Genomic DNA, 21,721 nt, shown 5'->3' with positions numbered 1-21,721 from the left:
CGTGGGGGGGGGGGGGGGGCCGGGTTCGTGGGGGGGTCTCCGGGTCGGGGGGGGGGCCGGGGGCGGGGGCCGCTCTATGGGGGGGCCGCCCTCGCGGGGGGGGCCGGGGGCGCCACCCCTTGGGTGCGTGCGGGCGGTCCCGTACGTCACACCCCCGCCGTCTCGCTGCGCGGCGCCGGGGCGGCGTCGGCGGCGGGAGCGGCGGCCGGGGCGGGGGACCTGTCGCCCTTCATCGCGAGCAGGGTGATCACCGCGCCGGCGGCGGCGATGACCGCGGCGCCGATGAAGGCGGCGCTGAACCCGTCGGTGAGGGCGGGCAGGTTGCCCAGCTCACCGGCGCCCTGGGTGGTGGCGAGCGCGGTCAGCGCGGCCAGGCCGAGGGCGGAGCCCACGTTGTAGGTGGTGTTGACGATGCCGGAGGCGAGGCCGGCCTGCTCCTGCGGGGCGCCGGACATCGCGGCCATCATCGCCGGGATGTACGCGAGGGCCATGCCGAGGGCGGCGACGAGCGAGGCGGGCAGGACGTCGACGAGGAAGGTGCCGGTCGGCTCGACGGCGGACAGCCAGACCAGCCCGGCGGCGAGGGCGAACAGACCGGCGACGATCAGCGGCTTGGCCCCGAAGCGGCCCATGAGGCGCGCGGTGATGGCCGTCATGAAGATCATCAGCAGCACCGTCATGGGGAGCAGTGCCGCGCCGGAGGCGAAGGCGCCGTAGTCCAGGACCTGCTGGAGGTACAGGTTGAGGAAGTACCACATCGGGATCCAGGCGGCGCCGAGCAGCGTCATCGCGAGGTTGGCCGAGCCCAGGCGCGGGATCCGCCACACGCTGAGCGGCATGAGCGGCTCGCGGACGGTCCGCTGGATCACGAAGAAGAGGGCGAGCAGGACGGCCGCGCCGACCAGCTCCAGCACGGTGGCGGTGGCGCCCCAGCCGACCTCGGGGGCCCGGACGACGGCGAACACGGCGAGCGCGAGCCCTGCGGTGACGGCGGCGGCGCCGAGGACGTCAACGGAACCGCGGCGGGCCTGGACGGCGGGCAGCAGCCCGGTGGCGGCGAGGGTCGCGACGCCGATCGGGACGTAGATGATGAAGACCCACGGCCAGCTCACCCATTCGGTGAACACGCCGCCGAGGAACACGCCGGCCGTGCCGCCGGCGGGGGCGGCGGCGCCGTAGAGGGCCATCGCCTTGCCGAGTTCCTTGGGGTTGTGCCCGAAGAGCATCATCAGCAGCGTCATGGCCGAGGGCGCGATCAGCGCACCGCCGACCCCCTGGACGGCCCGGCCGGCGATCTCCACCGAGGCGCTCTGCGCGGCGGCCGCGAGCACCGAGCCCACGATCATGACCACCCAGCCGGTGGCGAAGATCCTGCGGGCGCCGAACAGGTCGGAGAGCCGCCCGCCGAGCAGCAGTAACCCGCCGAAGACGATGACGTAGGCGTTGAAGACCCACTGGAGCTCGCCCTGGGAGAAGCCCAGGTCCTTCTGCATCTCGGGGAGCGCGACCCCGATGATCGAGGTGTCCATGATGACCATGAACTGAGCGGCGGCAAGCACGCCAAGTGCCCACCAGCGCCGGGGATTGACGGTTGACATTGCCCTGACCCTCCTCTGCCATATACCCCTGGGGGGTACCTTCGCGTAGCAACGTAGCATACCCATGGGGGGTATGTAAGAGCGGTGTCGGAACGCGACCGCGGACCCCGGCGGAACGCGGAGGGCCCCGCCCCGGCCGAAGCCGGGACGGGGCCCGAAGGGGGTCGACCGCGCTGCGCTAGCGGGCCGTCAGGGTCGCCGCCACCCCCGCGGGGACCGGCGCCAGACCCGCCGGGCGGCTGGTGAAGGCCCCCCGGCCCTGGGTGCGGCCGCGCAGCCGGGACGCGTACCCGAACAGCTCGGCCAGCGGCACCGTCGCCGTGACCACCGTGGTCCCGGCCTGCCCGGCCGAGCCCGTGACCCGGCCGCGGCGGGCGGCGAGGTCCCCCAGGACCGCGCCGACACCGTCGTCCGGAACCGTCACGGTGACCTCCGCGACCGGCTCCAGCAGCTCCACCCCCGCGGCGCGCAGGGCGTCGCGCAGCGCGAACCGGCCCGCCGCGCGGAACGCCATCTCCGAGGAGTCCTTGGAGTGCGTCGCCCCGTCGGTCAGGACCACCCGCACGCCCGTCACCGGATGCCCGCCGAGCGGACCCTCGGCGAGGGCGTCACGGCAGCCGGCCTCCACGGCCCGCGCGTACTCCTGCGGCACCCGGCCGCCCGTGACCGCCGAACGGAACTCGAAACCGGGCTCGCCCAGCGGCTCCACGTCGAGCACGACGTGCGCGAACTGGCCCGCGCCGCCGTCCTGTTTGACGTGCCGGTACACGAAACCGGTCACCCCGCGCACCACGGTCTCCCGGTAGGACACCCGCGGCCGGCCCACGACGACCTCCACCCCGTGCAGCCGGCGCACCTTCTCCACCGCCACCTCCAGGTGCAGCTCGCCCAGCCCCGACAGCACGGTCTGCCCGGTCTCCGCGTCGGTCCGCACCACCAGGGAGGGGTCCTCCTCGGCGAGCCGGGCCAGCGCGGAGGCCAGCCGCCCGGTGTCCGTGCCCCGGCCCGCCTCGACCGCGACCGACACCACCGGGTCCGCCACCACGGGCGGTTCGAGCAGCAGCGGCGCGTCCGGCGCGCACAGGCTCGTCCCCGCCCGCGCCGACTTCAGCCCGACCACGGCGACGATGTCACCGGCCACCGCCTCCTCCCGCTCCTCGTGCCGGTCGGCCTGCACCCGCAGGATCCGTCCGACGCGTTCCGTCCGGCCCGTCGCCGGATCCAGTACGGAGTCCCCCTTGCGCAGGGTGCCCGCGTACACCCGCAGGTAGGTGAGCCGGCCGGTCGCCGTCGCCGTCACCTTGAAGGCGAGCGCGGCCAGCGGCTCCGCCGGGTCGGCGGCCCGCTCCCGCACCGGCGGCATGTCCCCCGGCGCGGGCAGGTACGCCACCACGGCGTCGAGCAGCGGCTCGATGCCCCGGTTGCGGTACGCCGAACCGCACAGCACGACCACCCCGTCCCCGGCGAGGGTCAGCTCGCGCAGGGCACGGACCAGGGTCCCCTCGCCCAGCCCGTCACCGGCGCAGAACTCCTCCAGGGCCTCCGCGTGGAGCCCCGCCACCGTCTCCTCCAGCAGCCGGCGCCTGCGCCGGGCCTCCTCCAGCAGCGGCCCGGGCACAGGCAGCTCCTCGAACGGGCCGTCGCCCGCGCCCCAGAGCAGGGCGCGCATCCGCAGCAGGTCGACGACGCCGGTGAAACCGTCCTCCCGGCCGACGGGCAGCTGCACGACCAGGGGCACGGCGCCGAGCCGCTCCCGGATGGAGCCGACGGCGGCGTCGAGGTCGGCGCCCGCCCGGTCGAGCTTGTTGACGAACGCGATCCTCGGCACGCCGTGCCGGTCGGCCTGCCGCCACACGGACTCGCTCTGCGGCTCGACGCCGGCGACGGCGTCGAAGACCGCGACCGCCCCGTCGAGCACCCGCAGCGAGCGCTCGACCTCGTCGGCGAAGTCCACGTGGCCCGGCGTGTCGATCAGGTTGACCCGGTGCCCGTCCCAGGCGCAGCTGACGGCCGCCGCGAAGATGGTGATGCCGCGGTCGCGTTCCTGGGGGTCGTAGTCGGTGACGGTGGTGCCGTCGTGGACCTCGCCGCGCCTGTGGATGGCGCCGGTGGCGAAGAGGATCCGCTCGGTGACGGTGGTCTTGCCGGCGTCGACGTGGGCGAGGATGCCGAGGTTCCGCACGGCGGTGTTGGTGCTGGTGCTGGTGCTGGTGTTGCGCATGGCCCGGGCCTTTCGGTGCCTGGGGTGGAAGAGGGCGGCGCGATTCCCGGGACGCCGCGCCACCCCGCGGCAGGGCCGGCGGGGTCTCGCGTTCAAGGGTGGTGCGTCACGGGCGTACGGTGACAGCCGCGCGGCTGTTACCGCGCGCTGCGGGACACCGGGATCACGTCGTACCGGCAGGGGGGAACGACGACGGCGGTGCGGTTCGTACGCATGGCCCGGTTCCCCTTCTCTTCGCTCGGCATCGGCAGGCACCGCCCTGGCGGCGGCGCGCACCGCGACTGTAGGCGGCGCGCGCCGGCCGGGGCACCTGGTTTTTCAGACGAGCAGCCGCTCGCGCAGCCGGGCCGTGGTCTGCGGGGTGATGCCGACGGCCTCGGTGAGGTACGCGGACGTCGACCCGTAACGGGCCGTCAGGTCGGCGAGGACGAGCCGCATGACGGTGGCCGGGGCGCGCCCGTACGAGGGCCAGCGCATGGTGCGGCCCGGGTTGGCGGCGTGCCAGTCGGCGGTGAGGCGCTCGGTGGCGAGCTCGGTGAGGGCGAAGTCGGCCAGGATCTCCTCCTCGGGCACGTCGAGCAGGGTCAGGACGAGGGCGGCGATCAGGCCGGTGCGGTCCTTGCCGGAGGTGCAGTGGAACACGGTGGGGCCGGGGCCGTCGGCGATGAGCTCGACGGCCCGCCGGATCTCGTCCACGCCGTCCTCGGCGACCTCCGCGAACCGGTCGGCGAGGTAGCGCCAGGGGTCGAGGTCAGGGTCGATCTCGGCCTGGTCGTAGGGGCGGTGCTCGATGCTGAGGTTGGCGTACGCGAACCGCTCCGGCTCCGGTATCCGGCCCTTGGCCTCGATCTCCCAGGGGTAGCGCAGGTCGATCACGGTCCGCACCCCGAGCCCGAGGAACCGCTCCCAGTCGCCGCCGCCGAGCTTCCCGAGGGAGTCGGCCCGGTAGAGGCTCCCCCACCGGACGGCCCGGCCGTCGGCGGAGCGGTAGCCGCCCATGTCGCGGAAGTTGTGGAGGCGGTCGAAGGGGACGTGGCGGGTGCCGGTCTGGGTCAACTGGTGCTCCTGGGGCCTTGGTTGCTCTGACGTGGCCAGAATGCCTCAGGCGTCACCGGGTTCGGGCGGGTCGGGGGACGTGATCTGCCAGACACCGTCCGACTCGGTGACCGTCCAGCTGCCGGGAAGGGGGATCGGTCTGGCGAGCGTGACGTCGGTGAACTGGGTGGCCCGTCGGAACGTGGCGGCCGCGAAGGTGAGGCCCGCCTCGAAGTGGGTGTCCGCGAAGGTGACGGAACCGTGGAAGACCGCTCCGTCGAACCCCGTGTGCGTCACGAACACGACGCGCGAGAAGCGCACGGACCCGTGGAAGACCGCACCACCGAAATCGGCCACCTCGCGGTCGACCCTCACGTCGTGCCACAGGAACAGGCCCCGGAACACGGCCCGGCTGAAGGACGCCCCTCCCAGGCACAGGGTCTCCCGGAAGACCACCGGACCGTCGAACGCGGTGTGGACGAACCCCGCCCCGTCGTCGAACCGGCAGTTGTCGAAGGCCGCTTCACGACCGAAGATCGCGGAGGCGAACCTGGCAGGGCCGACGAACCGGGTGCTGTGGAAGGCGGCGTCCCCCTGGAACATCATGTGCCCGAAGTCCACCGGCCCGTGGAACTCCGTTCCGACCGCCGACACGCCCCCCTGGCACATCGCGTGCGCGAAGGACACCTCTCCCGCGAACACGGAATCGCCCAGGACCAGGCGCCCCTTGCACAAGGCGTCCCCGAAGCGGACGGGCCCTTCGCAGTTCATCGCGTCGAACACCGCGGCGCCCTCCGTCACCGCGTACCGGAAGTCGAGCTCCTCGGCCCATTCGGCCCGTGAGAACTGCACCGAGCCGCCGAACAGGGCGCAGCTGAAGCTCGCGGGGCCCCTGAAACCCGCGTCGTCGAACACCGCCGTCCCGCGGAAGACGGTGCGTTCGAAGGAGACCTCGCCCGCGAACTCCGCCCCGGCAAAGCCCACCGGGCCGTCGAACTCGGCGCCCCGGAAGTCCGCCGGGCCCGAGAAGGCGACGCCCTCCTCTTCCCATCCTCCGGTGAACCGGGCCCCGGCGAAGTCCGCCGCCCCCATCCTGACGCGTCCCGTCTCCGGCTCCCGGAGCGCGTCGAAGAGCTGCCCCAGCAAGGCCTGCGTGAAAGGCGTCCCCCTGAAGTCGGCCGGGGAGCCGGGCCGCAGGGTCGCCAGGTGAGCGACCCGCTCGGTGCTCGGCAGGTGCGCCAGGCAGTTGTGGCGGCCCGTCACCCTGATGCCGGGGCAGCCGGCCGGGCTCTCCGCGGAGGGGGCGAATCCGCAGCGGGTCCAGCGGGACTCCCGCGCGCGGTACTCGCCCGCGTCCGCCAGCAGCTCCGCCACCCGCCGGGGGTCTCCGACCAGGAACCATCCCCCGGAGGCCTCCCCCAGCGGTTTGAGAGGGCGCACGGCCAGCGGGCCGAGAGCCGAGCGGAGTTCCTCGTAGAGCGACTGGGAGAGCGTGAGCACGAGACGTGACGCGCGGTCCGGTTCGCCGATCCGCAGCGCGGTGACCGTGTCGCTCCGCAGGAGCAGGTCCGTGGCCTCCGCCCCGCCCTCGGGCCCGTGGGCCGCCAGGGCCACGGCGAGCGGCGCCCCCGGCCGCCGTTCCCGCTCCACCGACCGGTACAGCGCGCGCAGCAGCAGCCCCGCCTCGACGAAGGCGCCCGGCCCGGACAGGGCGATCCGTGCTCCCGTCGCCACCTCTTCCGGGCTCCCGACGATCTCGGCTGCCCGCATCGCCGCCGCCAGGACGTCGACCGGCGGCCGGTGCACCGCCGCGCCTGCGGGTACGCGCCCGTCCCCGCCGCTCCGCAGCGCCAGGGTCACGGCCGTACCGAACGCCCTCTCGCCCAGCGCGGCCCGGAAGCCGTCCTGGCCGAGCAGTGCCCCGGCCGCGAGGAAGACCATCCGGTCGGGGCGGACGGTGTGCACGACACCGCGCAGCCCGCCGCGGGTGAGGACCGGACCGCCACGGAAATGGATCCAGTCCCCCAGCTCCGGGGAGATGCCCACGATCTCTCCGTTCCGGGCGCCGTCGTACAGGCGGGAGTCGCCCGGCATCCGGTACCAGCCGCTGCCGTCCGCGAACCCGTGGACGACGACCTGTGTGTCCTCCCGTGCGGGCGACCGCTCCCAGGTCGGCGGCGTGAAGAGCCCGGGGTCCGCCAGGTCCTCCTCGCTCTCCAGCAGGAGCACCCGCGGGCTCGCCTCGTCCCACCAGACGGGACGGCAGGCGGCCTCCCGGCCGTCCGGCAGCGAGGCCCAGGCGAGGGTGTCGCGGGGCTGTGCCACGTCCCCGGCGGTGAGTACCAGCCGAGGTGTCAGCAGGGTGCCGGCCTCGCGCGGCTCGGCGAGGGGTTCGAAGCGGACCCGCACCACTCCCTCACCCGCCCCCCGGTCGGGGCCCGGCCGCTCCGTCGCAGGCACCTCGGCCGGCCGCTCGGCGAACGGCAGGGCCCCCTCCGGGACCCGCCGGCGGCCCTCCTCGCCCGCCGTGACCCGGGTCGCGGAGAAGTCCGGGCCGGTGCCCCGGTGGCGGTACATGAACTCCCAGACCCGGCGGCGCACCAGTTCCCGTACGGCGGCGACGTCCCCGCGCAGCTGGGAGCCGAGCAGCACGTCCCGTACCCCCGGCAGGAAGTCGAACTCCGCGTCCTCCGGCCGCTGTTGCCCCTCCCACGGGGCGAAGAGCCCGCCGAGGGCCACCTCCGCCAGATGTCCGTGCTCGGAGTCGCGCAGCAGGGAGCGCCGTACGAGGGTCATCACGGGCAGCGTCAGCGGTACGGCGGCCAGGTGGGCGGCGAGCTGCTGGGCGGTCGGGGAGGCGCTCGCCCGGAACCGCTCGACCGCCTCCAGCGCGGTGGCGGCCCGGCGCGGCGGTGCCGTGCCGGGGGCGGGGGCGGCGTCCAGGCGCAGGCAGGCGAGGCGGCGCCAGCGCCCGTCGCCGGACACCGTCCGCACGAGCCGGGCCAGGCTGCCGGAGGCGAGCCCCACCACCGGGACCACGGGCCCGCCGCCCCGCGCCCGCCGGGCGGCGGGCACCCGCTGCCAGGAGCGGGTGGCGGCGGCGGGCCGGTCGGAGCGGACGGCGAAGGGCACGGGCCGCACGGCGCCCCGGGTCCACAGCCGTTCGGGCAGTACGTTCAGCACGGCCACGGCGTTGTGCGCGCTCCAGTGCCGCAGGACGCGCAGCAGCGGGGTCTCCTGCCAGCCCCCGGCGACGGTGTCGGAGACGAGGAGGATCAGCCGGCGTCCGGCGGGGTCGGCGAGTTCCAGCGGGTTGCGGGGCGGGCCGCCGCGGCCCCGGGCGAGCATCGGAGTGCCGCCGGGGGCGGTGCCGGTGAGCTGCCAGGTGCGGACGTCGCGGAAGACCCCGCTGCGGGTGAACACCCCGCGCAGTTCGTCCACCAGGTCGCTCCACAGGAGCATCGAGGGGTGGGTGTCGACGACGAGGGCCAGGTCGAGCCAGCGGCTCTCGGCGGGGCGCAGGACCGGGGTGGGGACCATCGCCTCGATGCTGCGTTCCACGGTGAGCTGCTCGTCCAGCTCCTCCCCCGGCCCGCCGATGGAGCGGCGTCCGACGGGCCGCAGCGACCGCATCAGGGCGAGCGGGTCGTCGAGGGAGGCGGTGCGGGGCAGCCGCAGCGGTACGCCGCGCCGCGCGGGCGCGTCGGCGGCCGGCGCGGCGGGCCGCTCCGGCCGGCCGCGGACGGCGGGGAACAGCTGGACGGCCCCGTCCGCGTCCGGGCCGGCCCGCCCGGTGCCGGGTGCCGGCCCGTCGGGGCCCGGGGGCGGCTCCTGGGCCCCGTCGGGGCCGTCGGGACCGTCGGGGCCGGGCGGGGGCACGCCGTCGTCGGGGGACCCGGCGCCGGCCGGGTCCACGCGGGCGGCGAGCCAGAGGATGTCGGCGATCTCCTCGGGGCCGAGGACGGTGCGGGGCGCGGCACCGTCCTCGGCGCCCTCGGCGAGGGCGGCGAGCAGCCTCTCGATCACGCGGTGGGCCCGGTGAGGTGCTGCATGACGGTGGCGAGGAAGCGGTCCCGGTCGGCGGGGGCCGACCAGGCTCCGGCCAGGCGCAGCTGGATGGCGTTCAGGAGCTGGTCGGTGGCCAGGTCGCCGTCCTCGGCGCGTTCGAGGAAGCTGCGTACGAGGTCCTGGTACTCGGCGGCGTCCTCGCCGGTGATGTCGACGCCGAGCCGTCCGCGCACGATGCGGGCGAGTTTCTCGGGTCCGGGTGCGTCCAGGTGGAGGCGGACGCAGCGGCGCAGGAAGGCGGGCGGGAAGTCGCGTTCGCCGTTGCTGGTGAGGATGACGACGGGGAAGTGGCGGCACTGCACGCGGCCCTGGGTGACGGCCACCCCTGCGTCGGGGTCGTCGTCGGTGCCGATGGCGACGGTGGGCTCCTCCTTGGCGAGGCGGGCCAGTTCGGGGATGACGAAGCCGCCGTCCTCGAAGACGGTGAGGAGGTCGCCGGGCAGGTCGATGTCGCTCTTGTCGATCTCGTCGATGAGCAGGACGCGCGGCCGGTGCTGCGGGAGGAGGGCGGTGCCGAGCGGGCCGAGGCGCAGGTAGCGGGCGATGGAGGGCACGGCGGCCGGCTGCTCCGCCGGATCGGGGAGCCGGGCGCCGGGCGCGCGGACCTGTTCCAGTCCGGCCTCCTGGAGCCGGCCGATGGCGTCGTAGAGGTAGAGGCCGTCGCGCAGCACGGCACGGCTGGTGATCGGCCAGTGCAGTACGGGGCCCAGGGCCAGGTCGGCGGCGATGCTGTAGGCGAGGGTGGACTTGCCGACGCCGGGCTTCCCGGTGATCAGCAGCGGCCGGCGCAGGTGCAGGGCGGTGTTGACCACGTCCGTCTCCGCCTCGTCGGGGACGTAGCCCTCGCCGCGCCTGCGGGTGCGTACCCAGGCCTCGCCGGAGCAGCCGGGCGGCCCGTAGGCGGGGTCGGGTACGCCGGTGAAGTCCCGCCAGGGCGGCGGCGTTCCGGCTTCCAGCCGGGTGCGGCGCTCCTCGCCGGGGCCGGCGCCCCTGTACAGCCACCAGTCCTTCGCCACTGCCTGTGCCTCCATCGTCGGTTCGCGGGTGGTGCGTTCGGGTCGGGCCCGTGGCGGGCCGGTTCTCGGGCCGTCGGGGGCGGTGGGGGTCAGGTGGCCAGGGAGCGGAGGTGGACCGTGTCGTCGGGATCGTCCCACAGCAGCACCAACCGGTCTGCCCCTTCCGGTCCTTGGCCGGCGGCGGCCGCCGCCCGGCGCACCTCGCGCACGCGGGCGGGCAGGGCGAACACCGAGGGCGCCCCCGGCCCGGCGTCGGGGGCGAGCAGGGCGGGCAGTCCCCCGGCGGGCGTTCCGCCGCCGCGCCGCCACAGTGCGACGGGCACCCCGCCTTCGAGGAGGGCGTCCAGCAGGGCGGCCGTACGGGGGCCGGAGACGTGCCCGAGGACGCAGGCGGGTGCGGGCGCCGCTCCGAGCCGGAGCCCGAGGGCGTCGGTGACGTCCGTGTCCTCGACGAGCCGTACGGCGTCGGGGTGCCGGCCGTCGTGGACGTGCAGCCAGCGCCATTTGTCGAGCCATTCGGTGCTGGTGTCCTCGCGTTCCTGCGGGCAGCGCACCACCACCTCGTGGACGGTGCCGAGCGGGCGGGTCCGGCCGCCCGGTCCGCGGCGGGGGACGGGCCACTGGTCGAAGTCCGTCTCCAGCAGTTCGTACGGGACGTGGAACTCGATCCGCCCGATGCCGCCGTGCGGCTGCCCGCCCCCGGCGGCCTCGGCGAGGCGGCGTACGAGTTCGGCGCGTACGGCCGCCAGTTGGACGGGGCTGCCCTCCGACTCCCATACGTGTCGGGTCCGTTCGCCGCGCAGCCACATGCGGGCCAGCAGCCCGTCCTCGCCGCCGGGCGGGGACTCCAGGCGCACGTGCAGGGTGGCCTTGCGGGCGGGGGCGGGCGGCGGGCGCAGGGCGGGCAGGGCGAGCCGCTCGCGGGTGGCGCGTACCCAGCGTGCGAGGGCGGCGGCCCACTCGGGGTCCTCGGGGCCGCCGCCGGGTCCGCCGCCGGGGCGGGCGGTCCGGTCGGCGAGGAAGTGCACGAACGGCACCGCGAGCGGCATCCCGGTCCGGCCGCCCTGCCGTTCGTCGAGGTCGGCGACCACGTCGAGGAGGGTGTCGGCGGGCAGCCCGCCGTCGAAGGGGGTGGTGCAGCCGGCCGCCTTGAAGGCCCAGGCGTAGGCCTCGTACGCGCAGCGCGGCAGGTCACGGCCCTCGAACAGCTCGCCGAGCCCGTCCCAGCCGGCCTGGTCGAGGCGGGGGGCGCTGGGCAGGGACGGGCCGGGCGGGCCGTCACCGGGGAAGGCGAAGTCGCCGACCGGGGCGGGAAGGACCGGGAAGGAGGGGAAGTCGAGGAAGGAGTTGGCATCCCAGTCGCGGTCGACGAGGAACTGCGGCAGCTGCCAGCCCTCGCCCCGTTCGCGCAGTTCCCGGAAGGCCAGGTGGATGCTGCGGGCGGCGTCGGGCAGGAAGGCGGCGCCCTCCCCCGCGGACCGGTCCGCGAGCTCCCCGAGCAGGGCCTCGGTGAAGCGGCCGGCGCCCCGTTCGGCATCGTTCTGCGCGGCCTCGCCCTCGCGGGAGGCGTAGAGGCGGAACTGCCGCCGCCCCGGGACGGTGTGGCCGCCGCCGTAGTCGGCGCTGCCGAAGTTCCAGCGGCTGTCGCGGGGCGCGTCGACCCGGCAGGCGTCCACGAGTGCGGCCTGGAGCGGGAACCTCCGGTGTTTGACCAGGTCGGTGCGCCACCAGCGGAGCGCGGAGTCGAGGTTGAGGTGGCGGATCTGGCCGGGGCGGGCGTCGGCGCAGGGCAGCATCAGCTCCCGGTGGCGCCCGAGGTAGCCGTGCCCGGCCCAGAAGATCCACAGCAGGTCGCCGTCGCATTCGGGGAGTTCGTCGAGCAGCGCGGTGCGGGCGTTCGCCTCGGTCGCGGGCCGGTACGAGGCCCGCAGCGCGGACAGGCCCTCGGACGCGGACCAGTCGAGGGTGTCGGGGTCGTCGAGCGGCGACAGCAGCAGCCGGACGTTCGCGGCGGGCACCTCACCGGGCCCGGTCAGCCACCGGGCGAAGCGCAGGGCGTCCCGGGCGGGTCCGCGCAGGTTCCAGTGGTGGCTGATCTCGTACCGCTCGACCCCCGCGACGAGTGCGAAGGTGCGCCGGGGGTTCACGTCGGGGTGCGGCCGGCCGATGGCCGTCACCCGATCCCCGCTTCGGTCACCGCCCGTTCGATGCGCTCGTAGAGGGACTGCTGTTTCCAGTAGGCGCTGTGGCTGGCGGGGAAGGGCTGGCGGCTGCTGATCTCGTGGTCGGTGACGCGGGGGTCGCCGGGGAAGACGGGTGCGGCGAGGTAGGACAGCACGTCCTGGCGGTCGTACACGTTGAGCCAGCGCGGGAAGCCGTACGGGAGCCGGCTGCCCGGGGCGAGGGCGGTGAGGGCGCCGAGTTCGTAGAGGTACGGGGCCTGCGAGCCGACGGTGACGAGCAGTTCGGCGCCGGGTACGGGTCCGCCGTCGGCGGCGGCCAGTGCGAGCAGGTCCACCAGGGCGATGCCGCCGAGGCTGTGGCCGATCAGTACGGTCGGGCCGGGCCGGGCGGTGATCCGCTCGTGCAGGTACGCGCGCAGGCCGGCGCCTCTGGCCTGGTAGCGCAGGATGTCGCCGAGCGCGGGGGCGGTGCCGGCGGTGAGGGAGCCGCGCCAGGCGTTGAGCAGGGGCTGCGTGGTGACCCGCAGCGCGAGCCGGCCGAGGACGGCGGCGGCCCGGGCCCCGGGGACGCGGGCGCCGCCGCCGAGGCGGGTGGTGAGGAGCTCGACGAGCCGGTCCCGTTCGGCGGCGGTGCAGTCGGCGTCGGCCCCGGCCCCGGCGAGGGCCCCGGCGGTGACGGCCCGGGCGAGGGCGGTGGCCAGCTCGCGGGCCTGCGGTTCGGCGGTGGCGCGGGCGCCGGCGCGGGCCGCTTCGGCGGAGTCGGCGGCGGCCTCCAGGGCGGGCCGGAACCCGGCGGCGAGGCCGGTGCCGTCGAGCAGGGCGCGCAGCTCGCCGGGGCCGGCGGCATCGGGGCCGGCGGCATCGGGGCCGTCCGCGCCGGGGGCTCCGGCGAGGCGGTGCAGCAGCTCCAGCACCCCTTCCCCGGCGGGGCGTAAGCCGGGCATCGCGAAGGGGTCGTCCTCCCGGCCCTCCCCGGCCCAGCCGGCCTCGGCCAGGACCCGCAGCTCGCACAGCGGGTCGGCGAGCAGCAGCCCCCACTCGGCGGCCTCCCCGCCCCCGGCGGCGCTTTCCGGCGTCCCGGGGACGGACCGTCCGCCGGCGCTCAGCTCCGCGCCGAACCGCTCGCCCCAGAAGCAGGAGTCGACCTCCGCGCCGGGGAACCGCTCCCCGAGCCGATCCCGTACCAGGGCGAACAGCGCGTCGTGCCGCTCCCGCCGCACCCCCGTACCGTGAACGAACAGAAACCGCATGGCCGTCCCGCCCCCCCTCGTCGCTCTCCCCCGCCCGGCACGATAGCGCCGAGTACGCGACGCGGCCCACTGAACGCCCGGTTCCGCCGCTCGGCCCCACCGCCCCCGCACCCCCGGCCGGCAACGGGACGGCGGGACGGCACACTGGGCGGGCTGGGCCGTGTGCGTCGGGCACGGGGCCGCAGGACGCGACGGAGTGTGCGGGTGGATCTCAACTCGGTGGTCATCGCGGTGGCGGGCGTCGCGGGAACGCTCGGCGGCTCCCTGCTGACCCAGCGGGGCGCGGAACGGGCCAAGCGCCGGGAGATGGAGCTCGTTCGCGCCCAGGAGGAGAACCGCGAGAGCCGCTCGCTCCGGCGCAGCTGCTACGCCGAACTCAACAGGGAGTCGCGGCAGTTCGTCACCGCACTCAGCCGCCACCTGCACGTCATGCGGGAGCGCACCGTGGAGGACGCCGACCGGGAAGCGCTCGACGCGGCGAAGGGCACGCACCGCGACCGCTACTCCGAGGCGCAGATGATCGCCCCGGACGCGGTGCTCGCGACGGCGAGCGCCGTCAACCACGGCCTCAACCAGGTCTACGGCCAGGTCAAGCGGCTGGAACGGAACGAGCCCGCGCCGGGCGAGACGATGAACACGGCGGCCCGCGAGCAGTACGCGCTCTGGGAGCTGCTGCGGACGATGCGCACGGCCATGCGCCACGACCTGGGCGTCACGGAAGAGGACTGACGCCCGCTCGGAAAGTGATCACAGCTTGCGCGCGAACAGCAGCCCGTCCGCGATCGGGAGGAGCAGCGACTCCACCCGGCCGTCGGCGTGGACGCGGGCGTTGAACTCGCGGACGGCCAGCCCGTTGCCCCGCGCCCCGGGGTCCGCCGCGGCGCCGCCGAAGAGCGCGTTGTCGGCGAGGAGCAGTCCGCCGGGGCGTACGCGCGGCACCAGTTCCTCCCAGTAGTCCCGGTAGCCGTCCTTGTTCGCGTCCAGGAAGACCAGGTCGAGGACCGGTTCGGCGGGCAGGGCGCGCAGGGTGTCCAGTGCGGGCGCGAGTGCGAGCTCGATCCGGTCGGCGAGCCCCGCCTCCTTCCAGGCCTCCTGCGCGATCGCGGTCCACTCCGCCGAGACGTCGCAGGTCAGGACGCGTCCGCCGGGGACCAGTCCGGCGGCGAGGGCGAGGGTTGAGTAGCCGGTGAAGGTGCCGACCTCCACGATCCGGCGGGCTCCGGTCAGCTTCGCGAGGAGGGTGAGGAGGACGCCCTGCTCGTGCGGGATCTGCATCACGGCCCGGTCTCCGAGGGCGCGGGTGCGCTCGACGAGCCGCCGCTGGACCTCGGTCTGCGGCTCGGCCTGGGCGAGCAGGTACGCGTACACCTCGGGGGTGAGGGGGACCGTCTTCACGTCTTCGGGCTGCCGGTTCACGGCGTACGTCCTCTCGGGGTCGTCGGGGGTCGGTCGGGCGGGGTGATCTGGTCGGGCAGGGGCTTGCCGAGGGGGCCGCGCGGGATGCGGTCCACGAGGCGCACCAGGCGGGGTTCGGCGCCGAGGCCGCGCGCGGCGGCCCGTACGCCGTCGGCCGTCAGGGGGCCGCCTCCGGCGACGAGCACGTCGTACGCCTCCTCGTGCGGCGGGCCGGCTGGTCCTGGTACGCGTACGCAGGCCACGTCGGCGCCGGGGAGCGCGGCGCGCAGCCGGGCGGCGATGGCGCCCAGGTCGTGCCGGACGCCGTTGACGCGTACCAGCTGGGCGCGGCGGCCGAGGCGCAGGAACAGCCGGTCGCCGAGGCGGCGGACCACGTCGTCCATCTCGTGCCGGTCGGGGCGGCTGCCGTCGGGCAGCGCGGAGAGGCGTGGTCCGGTGACGGTGAGGGGGCCCTCCGCGCCGGTGCGGGGTGCGGCGAAGGCGACGTCGTCGAGGAGCGTCCAGGGGCCGGCCGGGTCCCAGCCGGTGCGGTGGGCGACGGATCCGGTCTCGGTGGAGCCGAGCAGCTCGATCAGCACGGCGCGCGGGTCGGCTGCGAACCGGCGTGCCTCGGGCGGGAGTTCGGCGCCGCCGTGCAGGAAGGTGAGCTGTTCGAAGGAGGCGGTCCAGCGGGGGTGGCGGGCGAGGGCGCGGAAGGCGGCGGGGATGGCGACGACGGCGATCCGGCGGGCCGGGACGGCCGGGGGCGGGCAGTCGCCGGCGGGCCAGAACCACACGGGCAGCCCGGTCACGGCGGGGAGGAGTACGGTCGCGGCGGCCCCGTAGGCGTGCCGGGGCGGGGCGAAGCCGACGATGGCCTCGGGCGCGTACGGGGCGAGCAGGCGGGCGGTCTGCTCGGCGTCGGCGCGCAGCCGGGCCCCGGTGAAGATCCGCCGTACGGGGTCGCCGGTGGCGGCGTCGGTGGCCTGGAACTCGTACGCCCGCCCGTCGAACCGCTCCCGGACCTCGGCGGCTTCGGCGGGCGTGAGCCGGTCCCACGGCAGGTGCCAGGGCCCCGGCGGGCCGTCGGGGGCGGCGGTGCCGATGCCGGGGCGCTCCCAGGGGGCGTCGAGCGGCAGTGCGGGGTACGGCGGTTCGAGGGACATGTGCGCGTCTCCCCCTGTGCGTTCGGATTCCGGGGCGGGGGCGGACCGGCGCCCCGGGAGCCCTCAGGGGCACAACGACGCCACCCCGTCCGGGGACACGGTGGGGCCCTGAACACACCCCCTACCCATCACCTGTGACATGTGAAATATTACCTCCGCCCCGAGCCCCGGCACCGAGCCCCCGGCTCCGATCGCCCGGCACCGAACTCCCCGAAAGGGCACCTCCGTTGCGCAGACTCGCCCCACCAAAAACGGCGATACCCCTCGCCACCCTCGCCGCCCTCACGGCCCTGGCCCTCCTCCCCGCCCCCGCCGCCCTGGCGGCGACCGCTCCCCCGCCCGCTCCGCCGACGGGCCAGGCCGAACAGGCCGCCGCCCCGCCCCTCGCCCCGCCGGAACTCCAGCGCCAGGCCCTGCGCCGCCAGGCCCTGGAACGCATCGCGGCCGGCGGATCCGGCGGCTCCGGTGACTCCGCCACCGCCCGGACGGCCGGCCCGCTCCCCCGCACGGCGAAGATCGGGAGCCAGTACGTCGAACTCGCCCAGCGGCGCAAGGACAAGGTCTTCGTCATCCTCGCGGAGTTCGGCGACCAGACCGACCCCCGCTTCGGCGGCACCCCCGGCCCCCTGCACAACACCATCGGCAAGCCTGCCCAGGACGACAACCACACCCTCTGGCGCAAGGACTTCGACAAGGCCTACTACCAGAACCAATTCTTCTCGCCCACGCCCGGCTCGGCCTCCATGCGCGCCTACTACAACCTCCAGTCCTCCGGCCGCTACGACATCGACGGCAAGGTCACGGACTGGGTCAAGCTCCCCTACAACGAGGCCCGTTACGGCACCGACAACTGCACCGAACCCGGCCAGTGCCGCACCAACTGGGACCTGGTCCGCGACTCCACCACCGCCTGGTACGAGTCCGAGCGCGCGAAGGGCCGCACCCAGGACCAGATCAGGTCCGAACTCGCCCAGTACGACGTGTGGGACCGCTACGACGCCGACCACGACGGGAACTTCGACGAGCCCGACGGCTACCTCGACCACCTGGTCGTCGTCCACGCGGGCAAGGACCAGACCTGGGGCGGCGGCGCCCAGGGCAAGGACGCGATCTGGGCGCACCGCTGGTTCGCGTACTGGAACCAGGCCGGCAGCGCGGGCCCGGAGGGCAACAAGGCCGGCGGCACGCCGGTCGGTGACACCGGGATCTGGGCCGGGGACTACCTCACCGGCGGCGAGAACAGCGGAGCGGGCCTCTTCTCCCACGAGTTCGGCCACGACCTCGGGCTGCCCGACCTCTACAGCTCGGACGGGGACAACGGCGTCAACTTCTGGTCCCTGATGTCCTCGGCCTCCTACCTCGGCAAGGGCCCCAACACCACCGGGCAGTTCCCCGGCGACCTGGACCCGTGGAGCAAGCTCCAGCTGGGCTGGCTGGACTACACGGAGGCCGACGCGGGCCGCAGGACCCGCGCCACCCTCGGCGTCTCCGGCTACAACACCGAGGACCCCCAGGCCCTCCTGGTCCACCTCCCGCCCTCCACCACCCGCACCGAGCTCACCGACCCCTACGAGGGCGCCCGCCAGTGGTGGAGCGGCACCGGCGACTTCATGGACAACACCCTGACCCGCCCGCTGGACCCCGCCGCCGGCCCGGCCACCCTCACGGCCCGCGTCTGGTACGACCTGGAACAGGACTTCGACTTCCTGACCCCCGAGGCCTCCACGGACGGCGGCAAAACCTGGACTACCCTCCCCGGCACCGTCAACGGCACCCCCATACCCCCCAAGGGCATCTCGGGCACCTCACCAGCCTCGACGGACCTCACCGTCCCCCTCCCCGCGTCCGCGACCCACCTCCGCCTCCGCACCACCTCGGACAGCAACACCCACGGCCGCGGCGTCACCCTCGACGACATCCGCGTCACGGCGGCCGACGGCCGCACCCTCCTCCAGGACAGCGCGGAACAGGGCGACAACGGCTGGACCCCGCTCAAGTGGTCCCGCACGGAGGGCCGCACCGGCACCACCGAGCACCCCCGCGCCTACTTCGCCGAGAACCGCCGCCACACCGGCTACGGCTCCTTCCTCAGGACGGGCCCCTACAACTTCGCCTCCACCGACCAGCGCGTGGAGTTCTACCCGTACCAGCAGGGCGTCCTGCTCTGGCTGTGGGACACCGCGTACAGCGACAACACCACCAAGGCCCACCCCGGCAACGGCCTCATCCTCCCGGTGGACGCCCGCCCGGCCCCGCTCCGCTTCCAGGACGGCAGCCTCGTGAACGCCCGCGCCCAGACCTTCGACGCCCCGTTCTCGACCCGCCCGACGGACCGCATCACCCTCCACAGGCCGGGCACCTCCCTGACCGTCCCGCCCCAGCCCGGCATCCGCGTCTTCGACGACCGCCACACCACGTACTGGACCCCGGACCTCCCCCAACTCGGCGTCAAGGTCCCCGACACGGGCACCCGCATCGAAATCACAAAGGAAACAACCACCCACACCACCCTCCAACTCACCCCCTCCCCCTGACCCCACCCACACGAGCGCCCCGCCGGACCTCCCGGCGGGGCGCTCGTCATTCACCTCTCACACTCACCACTCACCACTCACCACTCACCCGAGCGCACGAACGGTGTTCCAGTCGTCCTCCTCGACGCGCCAGCCGTTACCGACGGCGCTCCGGCCTCCGTAGACAAGGTGGAGGGTGCCGTCGTTGCGGGTGGCGTAGAAGTCGGGGATCCCGTCGTCGTTCACGTCGGGCGTGCCGCGCAGCAGGGGCCAAGTGGTGCTGTCCCAGCCGGTGGTGGCGTAGGTGAGGTCCTTGCCGTCGGCCGAGTTCACGGCCAGCGCGAGGGAGTTGATGTCGACCCCGCCGCCCGCTCCGGGCTTGCCCCGGCGCAGGGCGAGCCCCCGCTCGGGACTGGAGTCGTCGCGGAACAGCAGGTCGGGGACGCCGTCGCCGGTGACGTCGCGGACGTTGATGATGTCGCGCTGGGTCCAGCTGGTCGCGGAGAGCTGACGGGCCTCGGTGATGGTGGCGCCGCTGTATCCGGTCAGGACCCAGAAGGCGTCTCCGGCGGTCGCGAAGATGTCCTCGGAGTTGTCCCCGTTGACGTCCTGGACGACCACGATCTGGCTGAAGGTGGCCGGATCCGGCGCTCCGGCAGGCAGCAGGATCTCGGTGCGCCTGCTGATGTCGAAGCGTCCGTTGCCGTCGCCCTGGTAGACGTACAGCTTGCCGTCGGGCATGCGGGCGACGAGGTCCGTGATGCCGTCCCCGGGGTACCAGTCGGTGGAGTGGGCGATGAGCGCGGACTTGCCACTCGCGTCCTTCCAGTAGCCGGCGGGTGCCGGTTTGCCGTTGTCGGTGGCGGCGGGCATCCAGGCATCGACGTCGCCGACCCGATCCGCGGGGTAGACACGCAGGTCACCGGCCCCGTCGACGGCGAGCACGTCGGCCTTCCCGTCACCGGTCACGTCTCCGGCGCCGTCGAGGCCGGGGCGCGGGCGGACGTAGAAGGTGTAGGTGAACGGAATCGAGACGTTCCCAGCCTTGTTGACGATGCGGACGTAGAAGAGGTTCGGTCCGGCGTTGTCGGGGTTCACGTCGAGGGTGACGGTGTCCTGTCCGGCGGCGGGGACGGCCTTCTGGTCGTAGACGGGGTGGTTCAGCGACCACTGGACCTCACGGATGTCGGCCGGGTTGGTGCCGCCCGCGATGACGGTGATCTTGCCGGGGCCGAGGGGGTTCTTGCTCCACTCGGCGCCGTCCGGGCCGGGGGCGGGGAAGTCCTCGGAGCGGATCGTGGGCGGTGTGGGCTGGGTGTGGTCGACGGTGAAGGTGCACCAGCCGCCACCGCCGGAGTCCATGGGGCCGCTGCCGGACCACTGCCCGTCCCAGTCGACGGCCTGGGCGAGCCAGTAGTACGTCTTGCCGGGGGTGAACTTCTCCCAGGGCACCGTCAGGTTCGCTGCGCCGTCGCCGTTGGTGTCGCGGAGCTCGTCGGCCACGGGGGAGCCGTCGGCGGACCAGATCCTGAAGCTCAGCCGGTGCAGGTTGCCGTCGCCGTCCGTGGCCTTGGCACGGAAGTCCACGTCCGCCTTTCCGATCTTGGTGTACGGCTGCCCGGTGACGCACGCACCGCCGGGCGAGGTGCTCATGTTCGCCAGGACCGGAGTGTCGGGGGACTTGGCGTACTCGACCTCGATGTACGGGGCGCTCTCACCGTTGGCCAGGAACTTCTTCCAGTGGCTCGGGTTGCTCTCGTTCGGTGAGCGCAGGCCGAGGGTGAGGTTCTGCCAGGCGCCACGAGCGCCCTCTTCGACGGTCGGCTTGATGTCGATGCCGACCCAGTTGTCCGGGCACCCGCTCTTGTAGCCGTAAGCGGTGGAGGCACTCGCGATCCGCTTGCCCCAGAAGTTGCCGTCGCTCGTGTTGTCCCAGGTGCTGGAACTGTTGATGAGAGGTGTGTGGTACACGTCGAACGACGTCGGGTCGCAGCTCCACGAGTAGGTCTGCAGCATCCTGAGTCTGGCCGAACGGATCTGGGCCCCGTGGATCTGCGTGCCGAAGTCGAAGATGAAGGCCGACCGGGATGTTCCGTTGGTCGTCGACTCGTAGCCGACGCGCGCCTCGGGCGCGCCGCTGCCGCTGTTGAAGTTCTGGCCGTTCCAGAAGCTGGACTTGCCCTCGGTCTTGTAGAAGAGGGTCCAGTTCTGCTTGTGCCCCTTGAAGGAGGGGTCGATGAAGACCGGGTAGACCGTGTCCGCGTCATCCAGGAGGCGGGTGTCGGGCTTCACCGTGAGCACGTTCTCGGGGCTCAGCGCGGCACCCGCGGACGTCGCGTGGTTGCCTTCGGCACCGCCCAGGCCGGGCAGGGCGAGGGTCGGGTGGTCCTTGGCCTCGGGCGCGGGCTTCGCGACCGGCTCGCCCTCCGTCACAGCGGTCTTGCCCGCGGAGTCCCACATGAAGGGGGTCGGGGAGCCGGCCACCTCCTCGCCCTTGCCGTCACGGGCACTGACGGAGTGAGAAGCCTCGTCGAGGTGGAAGGTCATGTCCGGAGAGGACAGACGGTAGTTCAGCTGGCCGAGCAGCGGATCGGCGGCGGCCTTCTTGTCCTTCACGACCAGCACATGGGTGTATCCCCCGTCCTGTGCGGTCATCACCAGGTCGATGCCGGGGCGGACGTTCTCGTACAGCGCCCGCGGCCCCGAGATGACGGGCTCCGGAAGCGTGCCCGGCCAGCCGACGACCAGGTCGTGTCCGTCGAGATTCAGCCGTACGAGGTCGGTCCACTGGGGTGCGGGCGTGTCGGCCTTCAGAACAACGGGGTGCACCAGGGTCGTTCTCGTCGTTCCACGAGAAGCCCGCTCACCGCCTCCTCCGCCACCACCGGCCGGCTGGCTCCTGGTTCCGGCACTGAACACCACGCTGCCGTTGACGGCCTTCGGCGCGAATCCGCCGTCCACCCTCTGGAGAGTGGTGTCGATGGGCTTCCACTCGTTGCCGACCTTGGCGCTCGTGGCCGCGCTGTGGACGCGCAGCTTGAACTGCCCTCCGGGCTGGGCGAACGTGCTGGTGTGCGCGGTGCGTTCCGCCGTGACCTCGACTTCCTTGCCGCTCTCCTTGGCCAGCCGCCGCGCCTCGGGCGCGCCGACGGGTCCGTTCGCAGCCGTATCTGGCTTGGCCTGCTCGCGTGGCCGGTCCGCGTCGGTCGAGAGCATCACGATCGGAACAGCGACGGCTGCCGCCAGCAGGACGGCCAGGCCTCCGGCAGCTCGACG

At 74.2% G+C, this 21,721-nt stretch carries 12 protein-coding genes; 2 read left to right on the top strand and 10 right to left on the bottom strand.

Features of this window, described 5'->3' with window-relative positions; translation table 11 throughout:
* Positions 1-146: 146 nt before the first annotated feature.
* The 7 genes from ACQKM2_RS36225 to ACQKM2_RS36195 all read right to left on the bottom strand — a co-directional run bounded on the left by ACQKM2_RS36225 (position 147) and on the right by ACQKM2_RS36195 (position 13,371).
* Entirely contained in the window at positions 147-1,598 is a 1,452-nt protein-coding gene (locus ACQKM2_RS36225) for an MFS transporter (RefSeq protein ID WP_427717341.1), read from the bottom strand.
* Positions 1,599-1,776: 178 nt separating this feature from the next.
* Positions 1,777-3,819, bottom strand: coding sequence for an elongation factor G (fusA, locus tag ACQKM2_RS36220; RefSeq protein ID WP_427717338.1), 2,043 nt, complete (start codon positions 3,817-3,819; stop codon positions 1,777-1,779).
* Between the two features lie 318 nt (positions 3,820-4,137).
* Positions 4,138-4,875, bottom strand: a complete 738-nt coding sequence (locus tag ACQKM2_RS36215) for a tyrosine-protein phosphatase (protein WP_427717336.1) — start codon at positions 4,873-4,875, stop codon at positions 4,138-4,140.
* Positions 4,876-4,920: 45 nt separating this feature from the next.
* The gene (locus ACQKM2_RS36210) at positions 4,921-8,880 is read right to left on the bottom strand and encodes an SAV_2336 N-terminal domain-related protein (protein WP_427717333.1); all 3,960 of its coding nucleotides are present in this window, start codon (positions 8,878-8,880) and stop codon (positions 4,921-4,923) included.
* Positions 8,877-9,938: an AAA family ATPase gene (locus ACQKM2_RS36205; protein WP_427717330.1), complete on the bottom strand. Its 1,062-nt coding sequence runs from the start codon at positions 9,936-9,938 to the stop codon at positions 8,877-8,879. Before ACQKM2_RS36205 ends, ACQKM2_RS36210 begins: the two co-directional genes overlap by 4 nt.
* Before the next feature lie 89 nt (positions 9,939-10,027).
* Positions 10,028-12,115, bottom strand: coding sequence for a hypothetical protein (locus tag ACQKM2_RS36200; protein WP_427717327.1), 2,088 nt, complete (start codon positions 12,113-12,115; stop codon positions 10,028-10,030).
* Positions 12,112-13,371: a hypothetical protein gene (locus ACQKM2_RS36195; protein WP_427717324.1), complete on the bottom strand. Its 1,260-nt coding sequence runs from the start codon at positions 13,369-13,371 to the stop codon at positions 12,112-12,114. The genes ACQKM2_RS36200 and ACQKM2_RS36195 overlap by 4 nt, the downstream gene beginning before the upstream one ends.
* A gap of 204 nt (positions 13,372-13,575) precedes the next feature.
* On the opposite strand from ACQKM2_RS36195, the gene ACQKM2_RS36190 reads away from it, so the two are divergent.
* Positions 13,576-14,100: a hypothetical protein gene (locus tag ACQKM2_RS36190; RefSeq protein WP_427717321.1), complete on the top strand. Its 525-nt coding sequence runs from the start codon at positions 13,576-13,578 to the stop codon at positions 14,098-14,100.
* An 18-nt stretch (positions 14,101-14,118) separates the two neighbouring features.
* Here ACQKM2_RS36190 and ACQKM2_RS36185 read toward each other — a convergent pair whose 3' ends face one another.
* Positions 14,119-14,787 (bottom strand): O-methyltransferase, encoded by a 669-nt coding sequence (locus ACQKM2_RS36185; protein WP_427717318.1) that lies wholly within the window; start codon positions 14,785-14,787, stop codon positions 14,119-14,121.
* Entirely contained in the window at positions 14,784-15,932 is a 1,149-nt protein-coding gene (locus ACQKM2_RS36180) for an AMP-binding protein (protein ID WP_427717315.1), read from the bottom strand. Before ACQKM2_RS36180 ends, ACQKM2_RS36185 begins: the two co-directional genes overlap by 4 nt.
* Before the next feature lie 227 nt (positions 15,933-16,159).
* Between ACQKM2_RS36180 and ACQKM2_RS36175 the strand changes: the two genes are divergently transcribed.
* The gene (locus tag ACQKM2_RS36175; RefSeq protein WP_427717312.1) at positions 16,160-18,466 is read left to right on the top strand and encodes an immune inhibitor A domain-containing protein; all 2,307 of its coding nucleotides are present in this window, start codon (positions 16,160-16,162) and stop codon (positions 18,464-18,466) included.
* An 84-nt stretch (positions 18,467-18,550) separates the two neighbouring features.
* Here the strand turns inward: ACQKM2_RS36175 and ACQKM2_RS36170 are convergent, their stop codons facing one another.
* On the bottom strand, positions 18,551-21,661 hold the full coding sequence (locus ACQKM2_RS36170; RefSeq protein ID WP_427717310.1) for a DNRLRE domain-containing protein: 3,111 nt from the start codon (positions 21,659-21,661) through the stop codon (positions 18,551-18,553).
* Between the last annotated feature and the right edge of the window lie 60 nt (positions 21,662-21,721).

Source organism: Streptomyces sp. NPDC004126 (assembly GCF_050275515.1).
Classification (GTDB): domain Bacteria; phylum Actinomycetota; class Actinomycetes; order Streptomycetales; family Streptomycetaceae; genus Streptomyces.
This window is presented reverse-complemented; position numbering and strand designations above follow the sequence as displayed.